This is a genomic window from Streptomyces sp. NPDC043738 (genome assembly GCF_056436545.1).
This window is the reverse complement of record NZ_JBWKCJ010000002.1, coordinates 139,262-157,324: the sequence shown is the minus strand read 5'-3', so window position 1 is coordinate 157,324 and position 18,063 is coordinate 139,262. Positions and strand designations below refer to the sequence as shown.

General features: G+C 69.5%; 13 protein-coding genes, 1 tRNA gene and 1 pseudogene. 3 read left to right on the top strand and 12 right to left on the bottom strand.

The window, feature by feature from the left end:
* Positions 1-21: 21 nt before the first annotated feature.
* The 12 genes from AC0680_RS03810 to dnaA form a co-directional block, all read right to left on the bottom strand.
* A complete protein-coding gene (locus tag AC0680_RS03810) occupies positions 22-1,416 on the bottom strand; it encodes a hypothetical protein (RefSeq protein WP_478624640.1) in 1,395 nt (464 codons plus the stop codon).
* A gap of 32 nt (positions 1,417-1,448) precedes the next feature.
* Positions 1,449-3,380, bottom strand: a complete 1,932-nt coding sequence (locus tag AC0680_RS03805; protein WP_478624639.1) for a vWA domain-containing protein — start codon at positions 3,378-3,380, stop codon at positions 1,449-1,451.
* A gap of 232 nt (positions 3,381-3,612) precedes the next feature.
* Positions 3,613-3,747 carry a DLW-39 family protein gene (locus tag AC0680_RS03800; RefSeq protein ID WP_003958712.1) on the bottom strand — a complete coding sequence of 45 codons (135 nt, stop codon included), beginning with the start codon at positions 3,745-3,747 and terminating at the stop codon, positions 3,613-3,615.
* 189 nt (positions 3,748-3,936) lie between these two features.
* A tRNA-Ile gene (locus AC0680_RS03795) sits at positions 3,937-4,010 on the bottom strand.
* 88 nt (positions 4,011-4,098) lie between these two features.
* Entirely contained in the window at positions 4,099-4,809 is a 711-nt protein-coding gene (locus AC0680_RS03790) for a DUF3566 domain-containing protein (protein WP_478624638.1), read from the bottom strand.
* 15 nt (positions 4,810-4,824) lie between these two features.
* On the bottom strand, positions 4,825-7,416 hold the full coding sequence (gene gyrA / locus AC0680_RS03785; protein WP_478624636.1) for a DNA gyrase subunit A: 2,592 nt from the start codon (positions 7,414-7,416) through the stop codon (positions 4,825-4,827).
* Positions 7,417-7,466: 50 nt separating this feature from the next.
* Complete coding sequence (gene gyrB / locus AC0680_RS03780) at positions 7,467-9,497, bottom strand: DNA topoisomerase (ATP-hydrolyzing) subunit B (RefSeq protein WP_478624635.1); 2,031 nt, start codon at positions 9,495-9,497, stop codon at positions 7,467-7,469.
* A gap of 321 nt (positions 9,498-9,818) precedes the next feature.
* The gene (locus tag AC0680_RS03775; RefSeq protein WP_478624634.1) at positions 9,819-10,352 is read right to left on the bottom strand and encodes a DciA family protein; all 534 of its coding nucleotides are present in this window, start codon (positions 10,350-10,352) and stop codon (positions 9,819-9,821) included.
* 73 nt (positions 10,353-10,425) lie between these two features.
* Positions 10,426-11,562 (bottom strand): DNA replication/repair protein RecF, encoded by a 1,137-nt coding sequence (gene recF, locus AC0680_RS03770; RefSeq protein ID WP_478624633.1) that lies wholly within the window; start codon positions 11,560-11,562, stop codon positions 10,426-10,428.
* 63 nt (positions 11,563-11,625) lie between these two features.
* Positions 11,626-12,504 carry a phosphogluconate dehydrogenase (NAD(+)-dependent, decarboxylating) gene (gene gnd / locus AC0680_RS03765; RefSeq protein ID WP_399145855.1) on the bottom strand — a complete coding sequence of 293 codons (879 nt, stop codon included), beginning with the start codon at positions 12,502-12,504 and terminating at the stop codon, positions 11,626-11,628.
* Positions 12,505-12,719: 215 nt separating this feature from the next.
* A complete protein-coding gene (gene dnaN, locus AC0680_RS03760) occupies positions 12,720-13,850 on the bottom strand; it encodes a DNA polymerase III subunit beta (protein ID WP_033266997.1) in 1,131 nt (376 codons plus the stop codon).
* A 991-nt stretch (positions 13,851-14,841) separates the two neighbouring features.
* Entirely contained in the window at positions 14,842-16,752 is a 1,911-nt protein-coding gene (gene dnaA, locus AC0680_RS03755; protein WP_478624631.1) for a chromosomal replication initiator protein DnaA, read from the bottom strand.
* A 375-nt stretch (positions 16,753-17,127) separates the two neighbouring features.
* Between dnaA and rpmH the strand changes: the two genes are divergently transcribed.
* The 3 genes and pseudogenes from rpmH (at position 17,128) to yidD (ending at position 18,062) form a co-directional block, all read left to right on the top strand.
* On the top strand, positions 17,128-17,265 hold the full coding sequence (gene rpmH, locus AC0680_RS03750; RefSeq protein ID WP_003949374.1) for a 50S ribosomal protein L34: 138 nt from the start codon (positions 17,128-17,130) through the stop codon (positions 17,263-17,265).
* A gap of 24 nt (positions 17,266-17,289) precedes the next feature.
* A pseudogene (gene rnpA, locus AC0680_RS03745) lies at positions 17,290-17,658 on the top strand (ribonuclease P protein component); the annotation flags it as partial.
* An 86-nt stretch (positions 17,659-17,744) separates the two neighbouring features.
* A complete protein-coding gene (gene yidD, locus AC0680_RS03740) occupies positions 17,745-18,062 on the top strand; it encodes a membrane protein insertion efficiency factor YidD (RefSeq protein WP_393485750.1) in 318 nt (105 codons plus the stop codon).
* The last annotated feature ends 1 nt before the right edge of the window (position 18,063 follow it).

Genomic DNA, 18,063 nt, shown 5'->3' with positions numbered 1-18,063 from the left:
GGGCGGCGGCGCGTTGCCCCGCTACCAGCCCTGCGGCGGCCCAGACTGCTGGGTGTGCCGGGCCTGTTGGGCGGACTGCGTCGGCTGGTGCGGCAGCACGGGCTGTGCCCCCGGTCCGCCCGCGGCGCCCGGGGCCGCGGCCGCCGACCGCCGGGCCAGCAGCGTCCACGCCCCCAGCCCCACCAGCAGCACCACACCCGTACCGATCCCGGCGTAGCCCACCGTCAGCAGCGTGCCGTTCTTTGCCGCCTCCTGCGCGGTCTGGCCCTTCTGCGCCGTCTCCTGGTCCTCGGGCGTCACGGAGAACACGCTGGTCGGCTCGGCGTAGCCGGGCCCGGCCTTGGCGGCGCCGCGGACGTCCACCCGGAGGGTGAGCGGGGTGCCCTTGGGGAAGTACCGCGCGGCATCGGGGTGCAGGCTGACCTCGAGGTAGTACCAGCCGGCGAACCGCATCGCGCTGATCTCGCGGGACACGTTGAAGCGGTTGCCGTAGTCGACGGGCGCGGTGAACTCCTTGGCTCCGGCCGGTTTCCCGGTGAACGAAGCGAAGGTCCCGTCGCCGACCGCGCCACGCGCAGGGTTGTAGACGGCCAGCCTGAGCGCCCTGGCGAGGAAGCCCGAGGAGGTGCCGGCGGAGGCGTTCGGCAGCTCCGCGCTCAGGTTGAGCCGCTGCCCCCAGTCCACCGGTACGCGGTAGAAACGGGTCTCGCCCGGTCTGATCCGGTCCTGCCACACGCCGGTGGCGACCGAGCCCGCATCGTTGAAGCCGGTGCCTCCCTTGGCCCTGCGCTTGGTGGGGTCCGTACGGAACGGCGGCGCGGCGGTGCTCCAGGTTCCCTCGCCCGGCTGGGCGGGGGTGTTGCCCTTGAGCGGGGGCTCTTCGAGGTAGTCCAGCTCGATCGGCCAGGTCTCGGGGCCGGAGGTCGCCGATCCCTTGCGGGTGACCACCAGGTAGTACGGGCCCGCCTTCTGACAGCCCGCACGGTCGGCGCCGATGCGGCGGGTGGCGTAGTCGGCGACCGGATAGACCATGCCACCGCCGTTGAAGGACGGGTTGGCTTCGCTGTCGCAGGTGGCGCCGCTGCTGTCCTGGACGTTGAGGGTCAGCTTGTCGGCGAAGTCCTCGACCTTGGTACCGGGCTTGGGCGCTGCGGTCACCGAGAAGTACGCGCTGTGCCGGGCATCGAGGGTGACGGCGTAGTACTTCTGCTCGCCGCGCTTGATGACGTCGGTGTGCAGCCCGGGCTTGAGCTGCGGTGCGTCCGTGGCGCTGGCGGTGCCCGTGACGGACGTGGCGCCGTCGGCCGTCCGGTAGCCCGGGACTTCGTCGGCCGAGGCCACCCCCACCGTCCCCGGCAGCACCGTCACCGCCGCGAGCGCCGCCAGCACGGCGACCACTCTGTTGCGGTGTTTCACGTGAAACACCGTCCGAGTCGTCATGCGCCCCGTCACCACGAGCCACCCCTCATCGGATCCGAATTCCCCTCTGCGGCCGTCGGCTTCCTGCGAGCCCGTACGTAGGCCAGCGCGAGACCGGCCAGCAGCAGTACGCCCACTCCACCGACGGCGAGAGCCACCACACGTCCGGTCGACCATCCTCCACCGCCGCCGTCCCCGCCGTCCGCCGAGCGCCCGGATTCGCCCGGGGAGGTGTCGGCCTTGGCCGCGGAGGCGCCGGCTTCGGGGCCGGACTTCTCCTTGCCCAGCACGGCGACCCGCAGCACCACACCGATCCGCGGATTCTCCGCGATTTGGGAGGCCTTGGCGCCCAGCGTCACCGCCAGATAGAAGTCGCCCTTGTGGTGCACGGGAATCACATTGGGGTGCGTCTCATAGCGGTTGGTCCAGGAGACCGGGACGGTTCCCATGCTGAGCGCTGCCAGCCGCCCGTTGTAGGACGCCTGCCGATTGAACTGTCCCGCACCACTGCCGACCGGCGCGCGGAACGGCGTATAGACCTGGGTGGCTCCGTAGGAGATGTGGGAGCTGTATCCCCTGACCGTCGGCTCGTTGCCGAACTCCACGTCGTAGCGGAGTTGCTGGCCCCAGCCGACCGGCACCTTGTACCAAAGGGTCTGCGCCGGAAGGATCTTGTCCCGCCAGACCCCCGGGTGCAGCGACTGGGCGTCGTTGAAGCCGGTGCCGCCGGTGACGTCCCTGGGGGCGCCGGCCGGCAGGGTGGCGTCCTTGCCGCCCGCGCCGTACTCCGGCTCGGACTGTGCGGGGGTGACCCCCTTCGCCAGCGGCTGTTCCACGTGAAACGTCAGCTCCATGGGCCAGCGCGCGGCGTCCGAGCCCTTGGCGGCCTTGCGCTCGACGACGAGCCAGTAGCGGCCCGCCTTGTCGCAGGTGCTGGTACCGCTCTGCGAGGGGACCCGGCTCACGCCCGAGGTCAGCGGCGTGGCGCCCTCGGTCTGCCCGAACAGCTCACTGGTGGAGTCGCAGGAGCTGTCGGTGCCGTAGGCGACGCGGGTGCGCAGCGTATCGAGGGAGTCGACGGCCGCGCCGGGCTGCGGCACCACGGTCGCCGAGAAGTCGGCGGTCGAGACGGCGTCCAGATCGGTGGCGTAGTAGCGCTCTTCGTTGGGCCCGATGGAGTCCAGATACTGCCCGGGACCGATGTCGGGCGCGCCGCTCCTGGTCGCCGTACCGCGGACCTGCTTCCCCTTGAACCGGTAGCCGTCCGCGGAAAGTTGGCCGGCCCGCTGGAGCTGGCGGGCGAGTGACCTGGCGTCAGGCGCGTCGTAGTACTGGCCGTTGCCGGCCTTGGCGATGCACTCCAGCTGGGCGCGGGCCTTGCCGGCCACCTGGAAGCCGATGGCGTCGATGTGCAGGTCGACGCCGGACGCGGCGAGTTGGGCGGCGACCTTGCACGGCGGCGGGGTCTTGCAGTTGTCCTCGCCGTCGGAGATCAGCAGGATCGTGCGCTTGCCGATCGAGCCGCCGGCGGGCCGGGGCAGGTCCTCGGCCGCCTTGCGCAGGGAGAGCCCGATGGGGGTGTCGCCCTTGGGTTCGAGGCCCGCGACGGCCTTCTTGATGCCCGCACGGTCGAGGGCCGCGACCGGCTGGGCGAGCCGGGTGTCGTCGCAGCCCTTGGGCTTGTCGGCGCCGTAGACCCGCAGGCCGGTCGGATAGCCGTCGGGCAGTGCGTCGACGACGGTGCCGACGGCCTTGCGGGCGGAGGCGATCCGGGTGCTGCCCGAGCCGTCGTCGTCGGCCATCGAGCCGGACGAGTCGAGCACCATCACCATGCCGGTGCCCTCGGCGGGCGGTGCCTTGGTGGGTGTGGCCGCGATGGCCTGAAACGGTGCGGCGGTCAGGGCCAGCAACAGCCCGCCGAGCAACGCCACCACCGCCCCCCTGCATGGTCGGAGTGCCATGTCTTGATCCCCCTTGTGTCCTGCTGGTCACATCACAGACAGAAACTTTGCTAATGCAAGCTAATGGTGTGCTATAGCAAACTCAAGAGGATCACCGTCACGGTACCGCAACGACAATCAGCCACCCCGGTACGGCCACCGCATGCCGCCCCGCCCGCCCCCGGACATGCGAAACCCCGATCACCCAGCGGCAATCGGGGTTCCGCACCAGCGTGCTGTGCGTTTATGGGTCTCAGACACCCGAACCTGCGGGCACGGAGTCGGTCGCCTCCGTCCACAGATCCTGCTCGGCGCGATCCGCCTGGATCTGGCGGTACACGAGGAGCCCGCCGATGGCGGCCAGTGCGACCAGGAGAAGCTTCTTCACCGCGCGACCTCGTCTTTCGTTGACGTAGGGGACCTATGTCGGCCGATGATACACACCGGCCGATACCGATCGGTTACCTAGCCCGCAGTCGGCAACACCTCGTCCGAGGCCTGCTTCACGGGCCAACTTCCGCGCCCGTACAACGAATCGGCCCGGCCGGGGAGTTCCCCGGCCGGGCCGATTGTGCAGTGCGGCTACCAGGACTTGAACCTGGGGCCTCTTCCTTATCAGGGAAGCGCTCTAACCGTCTGAGCTATAGCCGCGCGTTCGCTGCACCGAAAGATTAGCGCACTTCAGAGGCGTTCCCAAAATCGGTTCCCGAGGGCCCCCGGAACCCCTCCCGCCGAAGACTCACTCGTCCTCGGCGAGCGTGAGCTCCACACCGCCGACGAAGCCGGCCGACAGGTTGTAGATGAAGGCACCGAGAGTGGCCAGCGCCGTCGCCAGCACCACGTCGATCACCGCGATGATCGACGTGAACAGCAGCACCCGCGGCAGCGACAGGAACGACTGCAGGTCGAAGCCGCTGCCGTCACCGGAGCCGGTCGCCTCGCTGATCGTTCCGCCGACGGTGGAGAAGACCCCCATCGCGTTCATGACCATCCACAGCACCGCGACGGCCACGACCGTGCAGATGCCCAGTGCGATGGAGAGCAGGAAGCTGACCTTCATCACCGACCACGGATCGGCCCGTGCCACCCGCAGCCGGGCCTTGCGCGTCCGCGGGATCGTACGGGCGCCCGTACGCGGCCTGCGCACCGCCTGCCCGCCGTCCTGCCCACCGCCGGTGGGATACGCCTGAGGCGGCTGATACGGCTGCTGTGGGGCACCCTGGGCCGCCTCTGACGCTCCCTGGGGACGCGGCTGCGGCTGGGACTGCGGCTGCGGCTGTGGTTGTCGGGTGTCGGACACGGTTCTCCCCTGGTGCGAGCCCTCGTCTCGGGGGCCGTTGTCAGATATGGCAGAGCCACGGGCGCTGTGCTCCGTCACGGTAGCGGGTCCGGACGGGGAGCTCTTGTTGTCTCCCGGTCCACCCGCCGCAGCGCCCGTGGCTCCACTCACGACCTACTCCTTGCGCTACTCCGCCGCGAGCTCGGTCCCCTCGGCCTCCTCGGGCGCCTCGCCCGCGTCGACCTCCTCGGCTTCCCGGCCGGCCTCGGCGTTCCGTGCGATGCCGACGACGGCATCACGCTTGCCGAGGTTGATCAGTTGGACGCCCATGGTGTCACGGCCGGTCTCACGGACCTCGTTGACCCGTGTGCGGATCACGCCACCGCCGAGGGTGATGGCGAGGATCTCGTCCGTCTCCTCGACGACCAGCGCGCCGACCAGCGAGCCACGGTCCTCGACGATCTTGGCGGCCTTGATCCCCAGACCGCCGCGGCCCTGGACGCGGTACTCGTCGACCGCGGTGCGCTTGGCGTACCCGCCGTCCGTGGCGGTGAAGACGTACGTACCGGCGCGGACCACGTTCATCGACAGCAGCTCGTCGCCCTCGCGGAAGCTCATGCCCTTCACACCGGAAGTGGCCCGGCCCATCGGCCGCAGCGCCTCGTCCGTCGCCGTGAAGCGGATCGACTGGGCCTTCTTGCTGATCAGCAGCAGGTCGTCGGTGTCCGACACCAGCTCGGCACCGATCAGCTCGTCGTCCGAGCCGTCCTCCTGCTCGCGCAGGTTGATCGCGATCACACCGCCGGAGCGCGGGGAGTCGTAGTCCTTGAGCGGGGTCTTCTTCACCAGGCCGGCCTTGGTGGCGAGCACCAGATACGGCGCGGCCTCGTAGTCGCGGATCGCCAGGATCTGCGCGATCTGCTCGTCCGGCTGGAAGGCGAGGAGGTTGGCGACGTGCTGGCCGCGCGCGTCGCGCCCCGCGTCGGGGAGCTCGTAGGCCTTGGCGCGGTAGACCCGGCCCTTGTTCGTGAAGAACAGCAGCCAGTGGTGGGTGGTGGAGACGAAGAAGTGGTCGACGATGTCGTCTTCCTTGAGCTTCGTGCCCCGCACGCCCTTGCCGCCGCGCTTCTGGGAGCGGTAGTCGTCGGTCTTCGTGCGCTTCACATAGCCGCCACGGGTGATCGTGACGACGATGTCCTCCTCGGCGATCAGGTCCTCGATGGACATGTCGCCCTCGAAGGGCACCAGCTTCGAGCGCCGGTCGTCGCCGAACTTCTCGACGATCGCGGCGAGTTCCTCGCTGATGATCTGGCGCTGGCGCTCCGGGGAGGCCAGGATCGCGTTGTACTCGTTGATCTTGCGCTGCAGCTCGTCGTGCTCGGCGGTGATCTTCTGGCGCTCCAGGGCGGCCAGCCGGCGCAGCTGCATCTCCAGGATCGCGTTGGCCTGGATCTCGTCGATCTCCAGCAGGCCCATCAGGCCCTCGCGGGCCACGTCGACCGTCTCACTGCGCCGGATCAGCGCGATGACCTCGTCGATGGCGTCCAGGGCCTTGAGCAGACCGCGCAGGATGTGCGCCCGCTCCTCGGCCTTGCGCAGCCGGAACTTCGTACGGCGGACGATGACCTCGATCTGGTGCGTGACCCAGTTGCGGATGAACGCGTCCAGGGAGAGCGTGCGCGGCACGCCGTCCACCAGGGCGAGCATGTTCGCACCGAAGTTGGTCTGCAGATCGGTGTGCTTGTAGAGGTTGTTCAGGACGACCTTGGCGACCGCGTCCCGCTTGAGGACGATGACCAGGCGCTGGCCGGTGCGCGAGGAGGTCTCGTCGCGGACGTCCGCGATGCCGCCGATCTTGCCGTCCTTGACCAGGTCGGCGATCTTCTGCGCGAGGTTGTCCGGGTTGACCTGGTAGGGCAGCTCGGTGACCACCAGGCACTGGCGGTTCTGGATCTCCTCGACCTCGACCACCGCGCGCATCGTGATCGAGCCGCGGCCGGTGCGGTAGGCCTCCTCGATGCCCTTGCGGCCCACCACCAGCGCGCCGGTGGGGAAGTCCGGGCCCTTGACCCGCTCGATCAGCGCCTCGAGCAGCTCCTCGTGGGAGGCCTCCGGGTGCTCCAGCGCCCACTGGGCGCCGGCCGCGACCTCGCGCAGGTTGTGCGGCGGGATGTTGGTGGCCATACCGACCGCGATACCGGCCGAGCCGTTGATCAGCAGGTTGGGGAAGCGGGACGGCAGGACCGTCGGCTCCTGGTTGCGGCCGTCGTAGTTGTCCTGGAAGTCGACGGTCTCCTCGTCGATGTCCCGGAGCATCTCCATCGACAGCGGCGCCATCTTGCACTCGGTGTACCGCATGGCGGCGGCCGGGTCGTTGCCCGGGGAGCCGAAGTTGCCGTTGGAGTCCACCAGCGGCATCCGCATCGACCACGGCTGCGCCAGGCGCACCAGCGCGTCGTAGATCGAGGTGTCGCCGTGCGGGTGGTACGTACCCATGACGTCGCCGACGACGCGGGCGCACTTGTAGAAGCCCTTCTCGGGGCGGTAGCCGCCGTCGTACATCGCGTACAGGACGCGGCGGTGGACGGGCTTGAGGCCGTCGCGGACGTCCGGCAGCGCACGCGAGACGATGACGGACATCGCGTAGTCGAGGTAGGAGCGCTGCATCTCCGTCTCGAGCCCGACGGGCTCGACGCGCATCCCGACGCCCTCGATGGCGGCGGGCGCGCCCTCGGCGGTCACGCCGTCCGGGGTCACAGGGGGGTTCTCGTCGGCCATGGTGGTTCAAAGTCCTTTCGAGCTGCGGCTGTTGTTCGGGCCGACAGGGCTCAGATGTCGAGGAAGCGGACGTCCTTGGCGTTGCGCTGGATGAACGAGCGGCGTGCCTCGACGTCCTCACCCATGAGCACCGAGAACAGGTCGTCGGCGCGGGCCGCGTCGTCCAGGGAGACCTGGCCGAGGACGCGGTGGTCGATGTCCATGGTCGTCACCCGCAGCTCCTCGGCGTTCATCTCGCCGAGACCCTTGAACCGCTGGATGGAGTCCTCGCGGATCCGCTTGCCGTTCTGCTTGCCGAGCTCGACCAGGGCGTCCCGCTCCGCGTCGGAGTAGGCGTACTCGAAGTCGTCCCGGCCCCACTTGATCTTGTACAGCGGCGGGCGGGAGAGGTAGACGTGTCCGGCCTCGACCAGCGGGCGCATGAAGCGGAACAGGAACGTGAGCAGCAGGGTGTTGATGTGCTGACCGTCGACGTCGGCGTCCGCCATCAGAATGATCTTGTGGTAGCGGAGCTTCTCGATGTCGAAGTCCTCGTGCACGCCCGTACCGAACGCCGAGATCAGCGCCTGGACCTCGTTGTTCTGCAGGATCTTGTCGACGCGTGCCTTCTCGACGTTGAGGATCTTTCCTCGGATCGGCAGGATCGCCTGGTACTCCGGGTTGCGGCCGGACTTGGCCGAGCCGCCGGCGGAGTCACCCTCGACGATGAAGATCTCGCACTTGGTGGGGTCGTTGGACTGGCAGTCGCTCAGCTTGCCCGGCAGCGACGCCGTCTCCAGCAGGCCCTTGCGGCGGGTCAGATCGCGCGCCTTACGGGCGGCCACCCGGGCGGTCGCCGCCTGGATGCCCTTGCGGACGATGTCCGCGGCCTCGTTGGGGTTGCGGTCGAGCCAGTCCGTGAGGTGCTCGTGGACGACCTTCTGCACAAAGGTCTTTGCCTCGGTGTTGCCCAGCTTCGTCTTGGTCTGGCCCTCGAACTGCGGCTCGCCGAGCTTGACCGAGATGATCGCCGTCAGGCCCTCGCGGATGTCCTCACCCGTGAGGTTGTCGTCCTTCTCGCGCAGCAGCTTCTTGTCGCGGGCGTAGCGGTTGATCAGACCCGTCAGCGCCGCGCGGAAGCCCTCTTCGTGGGTACCGCCCTCGTGGGTGTGGATGGTGTTGGCGAAGCTGTAGACACCCTCGCTGTACTGGGTGTTCCACTGCATCGCCAGCTCGACCGAGAGCAGCCGCTCCTTGTCCTCGGCCTCCACCGCGACCACCGTCGGATGCACCAGCTCGCCCTTGCGCGAGTTGAGGTACTTCACGAAGTCGACGATGCCGCCCTCGTAGTGGTACCGGACCGCGAGGGGGTTGCCGTCCTCGTCCACATGGTCCGGGCGCTCGTCGCGCAGCGCGATCGAGAGGCCCTTGTTGAGGAACGCCATCTCCTGGAAGCGCCGGGAGAGCGTCTCGAAGCTGTAGGTGGTGGTCTCGAAGATGTCCGGGTCGGCCCAGAACGTCACCGAGGTGCCGGACTCCTCGGTGGCCTCGTGCTTGGCCAGCGGGGCGGTCGGCACACCCTGCTTGTAGTCCTGCGTCCAGCGGTGGCCATCGGTTTTGATCTCCACCGCGACGCGCGTCGACAGCGCGTTGACGACGGAGACGCCCACGCCGTGCAGACCACCGGAGACCGCGTAGCCGCCGCCGCCGAACTTGCCGCCGGCGTGCAGGACGGTCAGCACGACCTCGACGGCCGGCTTGTTCTCGGACGGCACGATGCCGACGGGGATGCCACGGCCGTTGTCGACCACCCGCACGCCGCCGTCGGGCAGGATCGTCACGTCGATGGTGTCGGCGTGCCCGGCCATCGCCTCGTCGACGGAGTTGTCGACGACCTCTTGCACGAGGTGGTGCAGACCGCGCTCGCCCGTCGAGCCGATGTACATGCCGGGGCGCTTGCGAACCGCGTCCAGGCCTTCGAGGACGGTGATCGCGCTGGCGTCGTACGACTTCTCCACCGAGGAGTCGCCCAGGGCGCCGGCAGGAACCCCCTCTTCAGTAGAAGCCGTGTTGTTCTCGTTGAGGTCGCCGGAGTCGGCCACGAAGCGCCCTTTCTGGCACAGCACAAGCCCTTCCGCGCCTGTGCGGGTCACCCCGGGAGGACAGGCGGGAGCGGCTGCGTCGTTCGACATGTTCCGCGAGTGGGCGGGATTGCCACCAGTCTACCGGTAGCGCTGACACTCATGGGGGTTTGCAGGCACCTGAGTCGTCATGTGCCGCCCTGAACTGGCGTCCGCCGACTCCCCATATCCGAGAAGGGGCCCCAGGACGCTCACGCGGGCACTCAGCGCTTCCGACTGTCAACCGCCGGCTACCGTGAGCGGAGTCTCATCCGCCTCATGTGTTTACCGGCGTCCGGGGGCTCACCCGTAGGTATCTCCGGGGCCCTTGCTGCCCGGTGCCCGCAGCGCTCCGTACCGGCGCGCGGGACCGCCGGGACCCAGCACCTTGATCAGCTTTACGGTGCCGTGGCCCAGGTCCTCGTTGAGCCGCGCCACCAGCGTCGGCGCCAGCAGCCGCAGCTGCGTCGCCCACGCCGTCGAGTCGCACCCCACCGTCAGCACCCGGGCGTCCTCGTCGTACTTCTGCGGCTCGCAGTGCTGCGCCACCTCGGGCCCGACCAGCTGCGGCCAGCGCCCCATCACCCCGCCGACCGCGGCCGGGGTCTCCCAGCCGCGCTCCGTGATCAGCCGGTTGATCGCCGCCCCGAGCGGCAGCGGATCGCGGCCGTCCGCCCGCGCACCCGAGCGCAGCCCGCCGCGCCGGGCCTGCTTCTTCTGCTGTGCGGCCGCCCCCCGCGCACGCGCCTGCTCCTTGGCGGCCACCAGCGCCTGCCGGGCCAGATCCACACCGGACAGCTCCGGAGGCTTGGGGCGGCCTGACTGCTCGTCGCTCACGCCGAGACCTCGCTCCGGTCGGCCTCGCATTCGCCAGGCGCGTGCCTTCTGATGGCTCGCTCGCTCCGCTCGCTCACGAGGCCACCTTCTGCACGGCACCGTCCGCCACCGCGTAGCGCGCGCCGGTCAGCACCCCGGGCACATCGTCGTCCACCGCGGCGGTCACCAGCACCTGCTCGCCCGGGGCCACCAGCTCCGCCAGCCGCTCCCGGCGCCGCGCGTCCAGCTCGGCGAAGACGTCGTCGAGCACCAGCACCGGCTCATTGCCCTCGGCGCGCAGCAGGTCGTACGAGGCCAGCCGCAGCGCCAGCGCATACGACCAGGACTCACCGTGACTGGCGTACCCCTTGGCCGGCAGCTGCCCCAGCTTGAGCAGCAGATCGTCCCGATGCGGGCCGACCAGCGTCACCCCGCGCTCGATCTCCCCCTTGCGGGCCTCGCCGAGCGCCGCCAGCAGCACGCCGTAGAGCTCCTCGCGGGTCGAGGCGGCGGCCATCGCCTCGCCCGCCGAACCGCGGTACTCCAGCGTCAGCGGCCCGCCGCCGGGCGCCAGCTGCTCATAGGCCTTGTCCGCGAGCGGCTGCAGCGCGGCGATCAGATCGAGGCGCTGCGCCAGCAGCTCGGCCCCGGCCCGCGCCAGGTGCTGGTCCCATACGTCCAGCGTCGACAGGTCCATCTGCCGCCCGCCGTGCCGTCGCGCCAGCGCCGCGGTCTTGAGCAGGGTGTTGCGCTGCTTGAGGACGCGGTCGTAGTCCGAACGCACCCCGGCCATCCGCGGCGAGCGCGCGGTGATCAGCTCGTCCAGGAACCGCCGGCGCTCCCCGGGGTCGCCCTTGACCAGCGCCAGATCCTCCGGCGCGAACAGCACCGTCCGTACGATGCCCAGCACATCACGCGGTCTGACCTGCGAGGACCGGTTGATACGGGCCCGATTGGCCCGGCCGGGATTCAGCTCCAGCTCGATCAGCTGCTGGCGCTCGCCCTGGACGACCGCGGCACGGATGACCGCCCGCTCGGCGCCCATCCGCACCAGCGGGGCGTCCGAGGAGACCCGGTGGCTGCCGAGCGTGGCCAGATAGCCGACCGCCTCGACCAGGTTGGTCTTGCCCTGGCCGTTGGGGCCCACGAAAGCCGTGACGCCCGGGTCGAGCGGGACCTCGACCCGGGCGTACGAGCGGAAGTCGGCGAGCGACAGATGCGATACGTGCATGGCGGTGCGCCGACCTCCCCCGGCTTCCTGTTCCTTGCCGCTACTGCGGTTACTGCGGGTTGCTTACTTCTTGCTCTCGACCGCGTGGCCGCCGAACTGGTTGCGCAGCGCGGCGATCATCTTCATCTGCGGGGAGTCGTCCTGGCGGGACGCGAAGCGCGCGAACAGCGAGGCCGTGATCGCGGGCAGCGGCACGGCGTTGTCGATGGCGGCCTCCACGGTCCACCGGCCCTCGCCGGAGTCCTGGGCGAAACCGCGCAGCTTCTCCAGGTGCTCGTCGTCGTCCAGCGCGTTGACGGCCAGGTCCAGCAGCCAGGAGCGGATGACCGTGCCCTCCTGCCAGGAGCGGAAGACCTCGCGGACGTCCGTGACGGAGTCGACCTTCTCCAGCAGCTCCCAGCCCTCGGCGAAGGCCTGCATCATCGCGTACTCGATGCCGTTGTGGACCATCTTCGCGAAGTGGCCGGCGCCGACCTTGCCGGCGTGCACCGAGCCGAACTCGCCCTCGGGCTTGAGGGCGTCGAAGATCGGCTGCACCTTGGCGACGTCGTCCTTCTCGCCGCCGTACATCAGCGCATAGCCGTTCTCCAGGCCCCAGACGCCACCGGAGACACCGCAGTCGACGAAGCCGATGCCCTTGGCCTTGAGCTCCTCGGCGTGCTTCTCGTCATCGGTCCAGCGGGAGTTGCCGCCGTCCACGACGATGTCGCCCGGGGAGAGCAGCTCGGCCAGCTCGTCGATCGTGGACTGGGTGGCGGCGCCGGCCGGCACCATGACCCAGACCACCCGCGGACCCTTGAGCTTGCCCACAAGCTCCTGGAGGCTGTTCACATCCGCCAGGTCCGGGTTGCGGTCGTAACCGACGACGGTGTGGCCGGCGCGGCGAATGCGCTCGCGCATGTTGCCGCCCATCTTGCCGAGACCGACGAGACCGAGCTCCATCAGAGACCCTCTTTGCACGTAGTCGTTGCTGGTGTTCCCGAGTCCGAGCCTACGCCCGCAGGTCCGTGCACAGCTGTGGGCTCAGCCGCTCATCGGGGCCCTGTCAGCCAGTCGCCGCAAGGGCTCCGATGAGCGTCCGGGCGCTCGGTCCGGTGCCGGCCGACGGCCGCACCGGCGTGTGCCGCAGCGCGCGGCCGACCCGCGCGCTGCGAGCGTCAGCCCGACAGCCGCACCGGCATGATCAGGTACTTGTACGCGTCGTCCGCCTCGGCGTCCTTGGCCGGGCGGCCGCTCAGCAGCGCCGGCTTGGTGGACGTCGTGAAGGACAGCTGGGCCACCGGGGAGTCGATGGCGGACAGGCCCTCCAGCAGGAAGCCGGGGTTGAAGGCGATCGAGATGTCGTCGCCGTCCAGATCCGCGTCGACCCTCTCCACAGCCTGTGCATCGTCGCTGGAGCCGGCCTCCAGGATCAGCACGCCCTGCTCGAAGCTCAGCCGGACCGGCGTGTTCCGCTCGGCCACCAGCGCCACACGCTTGACGGCCTCGACGAACGGGGCGGTCTCGATCACGGCGACGGAGTTGAACTCGGTCGGGAAGAGCGTGCGGTACTTGGGCAGGTCGCCCTCCAGCAGACGCGTCGTCGTCCGCCGGCCGGCGCCCTCGAAACCGATCAGACCCTCGCCCTGGCCGGAGCCGGACAGCGCGAGCGTGACGGTGTCGCCGCTGCTCAGCGACTTGGCGGTGTCCAGCAGCGTCTTCGCCGGGACCAGCGCGACGGCGGAGGCGTCCGGGCTCTCCGGCTTCCACAGGAACTCGCGCACCGCGAAGCGGTAGCGGTCGGTGGAGGCCAGGGTGACGGTGTCGCCCTCGATCTCGATCCGTACGCCGGTGAGCACCGGGAGGGTGTCGTCGCGGCCGGCGGCGATGGCCACCTGGGCGGCGGCAGCGGCGAAGACCTCACCGGGGACGGTGCCGGTGGCGGTGGGCATGGTCGGCAGCGACGGGTACTCCTCCACAGGAAGGGTGTGGAGGGTGAACCGCGAGGAGCCGCAGACGACGGTCACTCGTACACCGTCGGTGGAAATCTCCACCGGGCGGTTGGGGAGCGCACGGCAGATGTCGGCGAGCAGCCGGCCGGAGACCAGGACCGTGCCCTCCTCCTCGACCTCGGCCTCCACCGAGACCCGCGCCGAGACCTCGTAGTCGAAGCCGGAGAGGCTCAGTGCGCCGTCCTCCGCCTTCAGCAGCAGGCCCGCGAGGACGGGCACCGGCGGACGGGCCGGGAGGCTCTTGGCCGCCCAGGCCACTGCCTCCGCGAGTACATCGCGCTCCACCCGGATCTTCACCGGAAACCGCCTCCTGCTGTTGCTGGCTCTCGCCCTGCTGGCCTTCTTCGTCGGCTGGGTTGCCGGAGACCAGTCTGACGCACGCCACCGACAGTCGGTGCGGCTCGGGGTCAAGTCGGCTCGACCGGTCCCGGACGCCCGGCGGCCAACTTGTGCACAGGCCCCGTTTCCGAACGAGTTCCCCGGTAGATATCCGTGGTCGTAGTAGTAGGGGCTGTGGAAACCGTGGACAACTGCCTTTGCGCAGGTCAACACGGATTTTTTGTCCACTGCCCCTGTGGGCGGCGGCCGTGGAAAAACCGGGGGTTCTGTGGACCGCCCGAAGTTCTGCACACCCGATGCACAGGGGAGGGGTACTTCTCCCCAGTGCCATCCCCAGCTTTACCCACGTTCCCCACAGCCCAACCCACCACCTTGGTGTGACCGCTTTCACTCGGCGCGGTGAGGAGGGGTGTTGCGTTGCCGAACAGTGGACAGGGGTGTGGAGAAGCCGGGTATCGCTGGGGACAACAGCGGCTCTCCTGTGGGCGGCCGGTGGACAAGACATCCACCCCCCTGTGGACGAATGCGCTGTCCACAACCTGTGGAGAGCGTTTGGCCACAATTCCACACGCTGCTGACCTCCCCCGATGCTCCGTCAGAAGCCCGGCCTGTGGATCCCACAGGGATAACTTTCCTCTCCCCAGGGTGTGGACGGAAGAATCTTGCCCAATCTGTGGAGAGAGGCCGTGACCAGGCACGGAATCGAACACAGCCGGCGTGCTCCACAGGTTTGGGACGGGTCCGGGAGGAGACCGGGAGGGCTCCGGGAGCGGGCATCGGCGGCTCCGGGCGACTGTGCAGCGGTACGGGAGCGGCACGCGAGCGCTTCGTCGGGCGCCGCCGCCCGTGCGTTCCGGCGCCGGCCGCCTCGCCCTTCCCCTATATGCGAAGGGCGCCCCGGGAGCGGATCCCGGGGCGCCCTGGGCGCCTGTGGCGGTGGCCGGCGGCCTCAGCCGTTCTTGATGCGGTTGGTGAGTTCGGTGACCTGGTTGTAGATCGAGCGCCGCTCGGCCATCAGCGCGCGGATCTTGCGGTCGGCGTGCATCACGGTCGTGTGGTCGCGGCCGCCGAACTGCGCGCCGATCTTGGGCAGCGAGAGATCGGTGAGCTCCCGGCACAGATACATGGCGATCTGGCGGGCGGTCACCAGCACCCGGCTGCGCGAGGAGCCGCACAGATCGTCGATGGTCAGCCCGAAGTAGTCGGCGGTGGAGGCCATGATCGCGGTCGCGGTGATCTCCGGCGCGGCATCCTCGCCCCCTGGGATCAGGTCCTTCAGCACGATCTCGGTCAGTCCCAGGTCGACGGGCTGCCGGTTGAGCGAGGCGAACGCGGTGACCCGGATCAGCGCACCCTCCAGCTCGCGGATGTTGCGCGAGATGCGGGACGCGATGAACTCCAGCACCTCCGGCGGCGCGTTCAGCTGCTCCTGCACCGCCTTCTTGCGCAGGATCGCGATCCGGGTCTCCAGCTCGGGCGGCTGGACGTCGGTGATCAGACCCCACTCGAAGCGGTTGCGCAGCCGGTCCTCCAGGGTGACCAGCTGCTTGGGCGGCCGGTCACTGGAGAGCACGATCTGCTTGTTGGCGTTGTGCAGCGTGTTGAACGTGTGGAAGAACTCCTCCTGCGTCGACTCCTTGCTCGCCAGGAACTGGATGTCGTCGACCAGCAGGATGTCCATGTCGCGGTAGCGCTTGCGGAACGCGTCCGCCTTGCCGTCGCGGATGGAGTTGATGAACTCGTTGGTGAACTCCTCCGAGCTCACGTACCGCACCCGGGTCCCCGGGTACAGGCTCCGCGCGTAGTGCCCGATCGCATGCAGCAGATGGGTCTTGCCGAGGCCGGACTCCCCGTAGATGAACAGGGGGTTGTACGCCTTGGCCGGGGCTTCGGCGACGGCGACCGCGGCGGCGTGCGCGAAGCGGTTCGAGGCCCCGATGACGAAGGTGTCGAAGAGGTACTTCGGGTTCAGCCGCGCGGTCGGCTCACCGGGGCCGGTCGCCGGCGCGGGCTGCGCGGCGAGCGGGCCGGGCGCACCGCTGGGTGCGGGCAGTACGGCGCCGGGGCCGGAGCGGCCGTTGTGCCCGCCGGGCTGGTGCTCGGTGAGATCACGGCGCTGCTGTTCGTACGCGGAGCGCCCGCCGTCGGAGTGTTGCGGCGGTCCGCTGCGGTCGGGGGCCTGCGCACGGTAGTCGTTCTGGTGCTGCTGGTGCTGTACGTGCGAGGGGGAGGCGTACGGGTCGCGCTCGGGGAAGCCGCCGAGGTGCTGCTGCTGCCATCCGTAGTCGTCACGCGGTCCGGGGCCGCCGGCAAGAGGGGCGGAGTGCTGCGGCCAGGAACCGGGCTCGTGCCGCGGCTGCTGGTAGTCGGGGTAGGCGGGCCGGACGCCGGGCATGTCGTCGCCCTGGTGCCCGTAGCCCTGCCGGGTGTCGTGGCGGCGCTCGTAGTCATACGCGTCGTGCTGCTGCGGTGACTGATGCGGCTGCTGGTGGTGCGGGGCCTGCTGCTGCGGCGACTGGTGCTGCGCAGGCGACTGGTGCTGCTGGTGCTGCGACGGCGTGGGCGCGGCCGGAGCCGGGGGCTCCTCGGAGGAGTCGTCGACGGTGATCGCGATCCGGATCGGCCGGCCGCACTCATGGCTGAGGGCTTCCCCGATCAGCGGTGCCAGCCGGCCCTCGAGCACGCCCTTGGCGAATTCGTTGGGGACGGCGAGCAGCGCGGTGTCGGCGACCAGCGCCAGCGGCTGGGTGCGCTTGAGCCAGTCCTGGTCCTTGGGCTTGAGGCCGTCGGCTTCCGCCCGGAGGAGATGGTCGAGCACGCGGGGCCACACTGCGGCAAGATCGGCAGGTACGTCAGCCACAGGGCACGCTCTCTCACAGTCCCACGAATGTGTGATTCTCAGGACGGGCGGGAAGGAATCGGAGTTCAGCCACGGTAGTCAGGGCGGGCCTGGGGATTCAAGTTGTTGTCCACAGGCTGTGCATAGTGTGTCCTGACGGGCGGCTCCTCGTGCTGCCGAGGAGCCGGTTTGACCGGATGGCGTAGCCGCGCGTACCGTGACCAGGTCGAGTTGTCGATGGCTGCTGCCGCCTGCCTCCGATGGGCAAAGATCGCGCTCTGGTGATCGTGTAGCGGTGCACTTAGGCGTTGCGAGCTACTCGTGGGCGCACGGTGACAGCCAACGACGCCCCACATCTGTCTCGCTTGAGACAACAAGCATTCCTGGAGCCCCCGAGTGAGCAAGCGCACCTTCCAGCCGAACAACCGCCGCCGCGCGAAGACCCACGGCTTCCGTCTGCGCATGCGGACCCGCGCCGGTCGCGCGATCCTCGCGTCCCGCCGTGGCAAGGGTCGCGCCCGCCTGTCGGCCTGAGCAGCCCGAACCTAGGTCCATGACGTGCTGCCTACCGAAAATCGGCTGAGGCGGCGCGAGGACTTTGCGACCGCGGTACGCCGGGGACGCAGGGCCGGGCGCCCGCTCCTTGTCGTTCATTGTCGTAGCGGTGCAACGGACCCGCACGCAGCGGGGGAATGCCTTCCCCCGGCGCGTGCGGGTTTCGTCGTCAGCAAGGCCGTTGGCATCGCGGTCGTGCGCAACAGGGTCAAGCGCAGACTTCGCCATCTCCTGCGCGACCGGCTGGACCGGCTGCCCGCCGGTAGCCTGGTTGTCGTACGGGCCCTGCCCGGCGCGGGTGACGCGGATCACGACCAGCTGGCCCGCGACCTGGACGCCGCCCTTGAGCGGCTGCTCGGAGGGGCGCCGAAAGGCTGCAATCCCCCGGGAGCTGTGACCGGCGGTGGCAGCGCCGCGGGCTCCCGGAACCCCGGCCGGGGCCCGGGAGGGAGCGCACAGTGAAGTACCCGCTGCTGCTTTTGATCAAGATCTATCAGTGGACCATCAGCCCTCTGCTGGGCCCGGTCTGCAAGTACTACCCGTCGTGTTCGCACTATGGCTATACGGCCATCGACCGGCACGGCGCGGTGAAAGGGACTGCGCTGACGGCCTGGCGCATCCTGCGCTGCAACCCGTGGTCGCTCGGTGGCGTCGACCACGTCCCTCCCCGGAAGCGTCCGGTCTGGCATCAGCGGCTGAGGAGCCGTCTGGGTGGGACTGCTGTCCATGAGCCCGCCACCCAGCCCGAGACTCAGCCCAACGCCCAAGGAGCCTGAT

What these genes read in the sequence shown, in the direction of transcription:
- AC0680_RS03805 (WP_478624639.1), bottom strand. Translation starts at nt 3,380, where the DNA reads ATGGCACTCCGACCATGCAGGGGGGCGGTGGTGGCGTTGCTCGGCGGG.
- gyrA (WP_478624636.1), bottom strand. Translation starts at nt 7,416, where the DNA reads ATGGCCGACGAGAACCCCCCTGTGACCCCGGACGGCGTGACCGCCGAG.
- recF (WP_478624633.1), bottom strand. Translation starts at nt 11,562, where the DNA reads ATGCACGTATCGCATCTGTCGCTCGCCGACTTCCGCTCGTACGCCCGG.
- gnd (WP_399145855.1), bottom strand. Translation starts at nt 12,504, where the DNA reads ATGGAGCTCGGTCTCGTCGGTCTCGGCAAGATGGGCGGCAACATGCGC.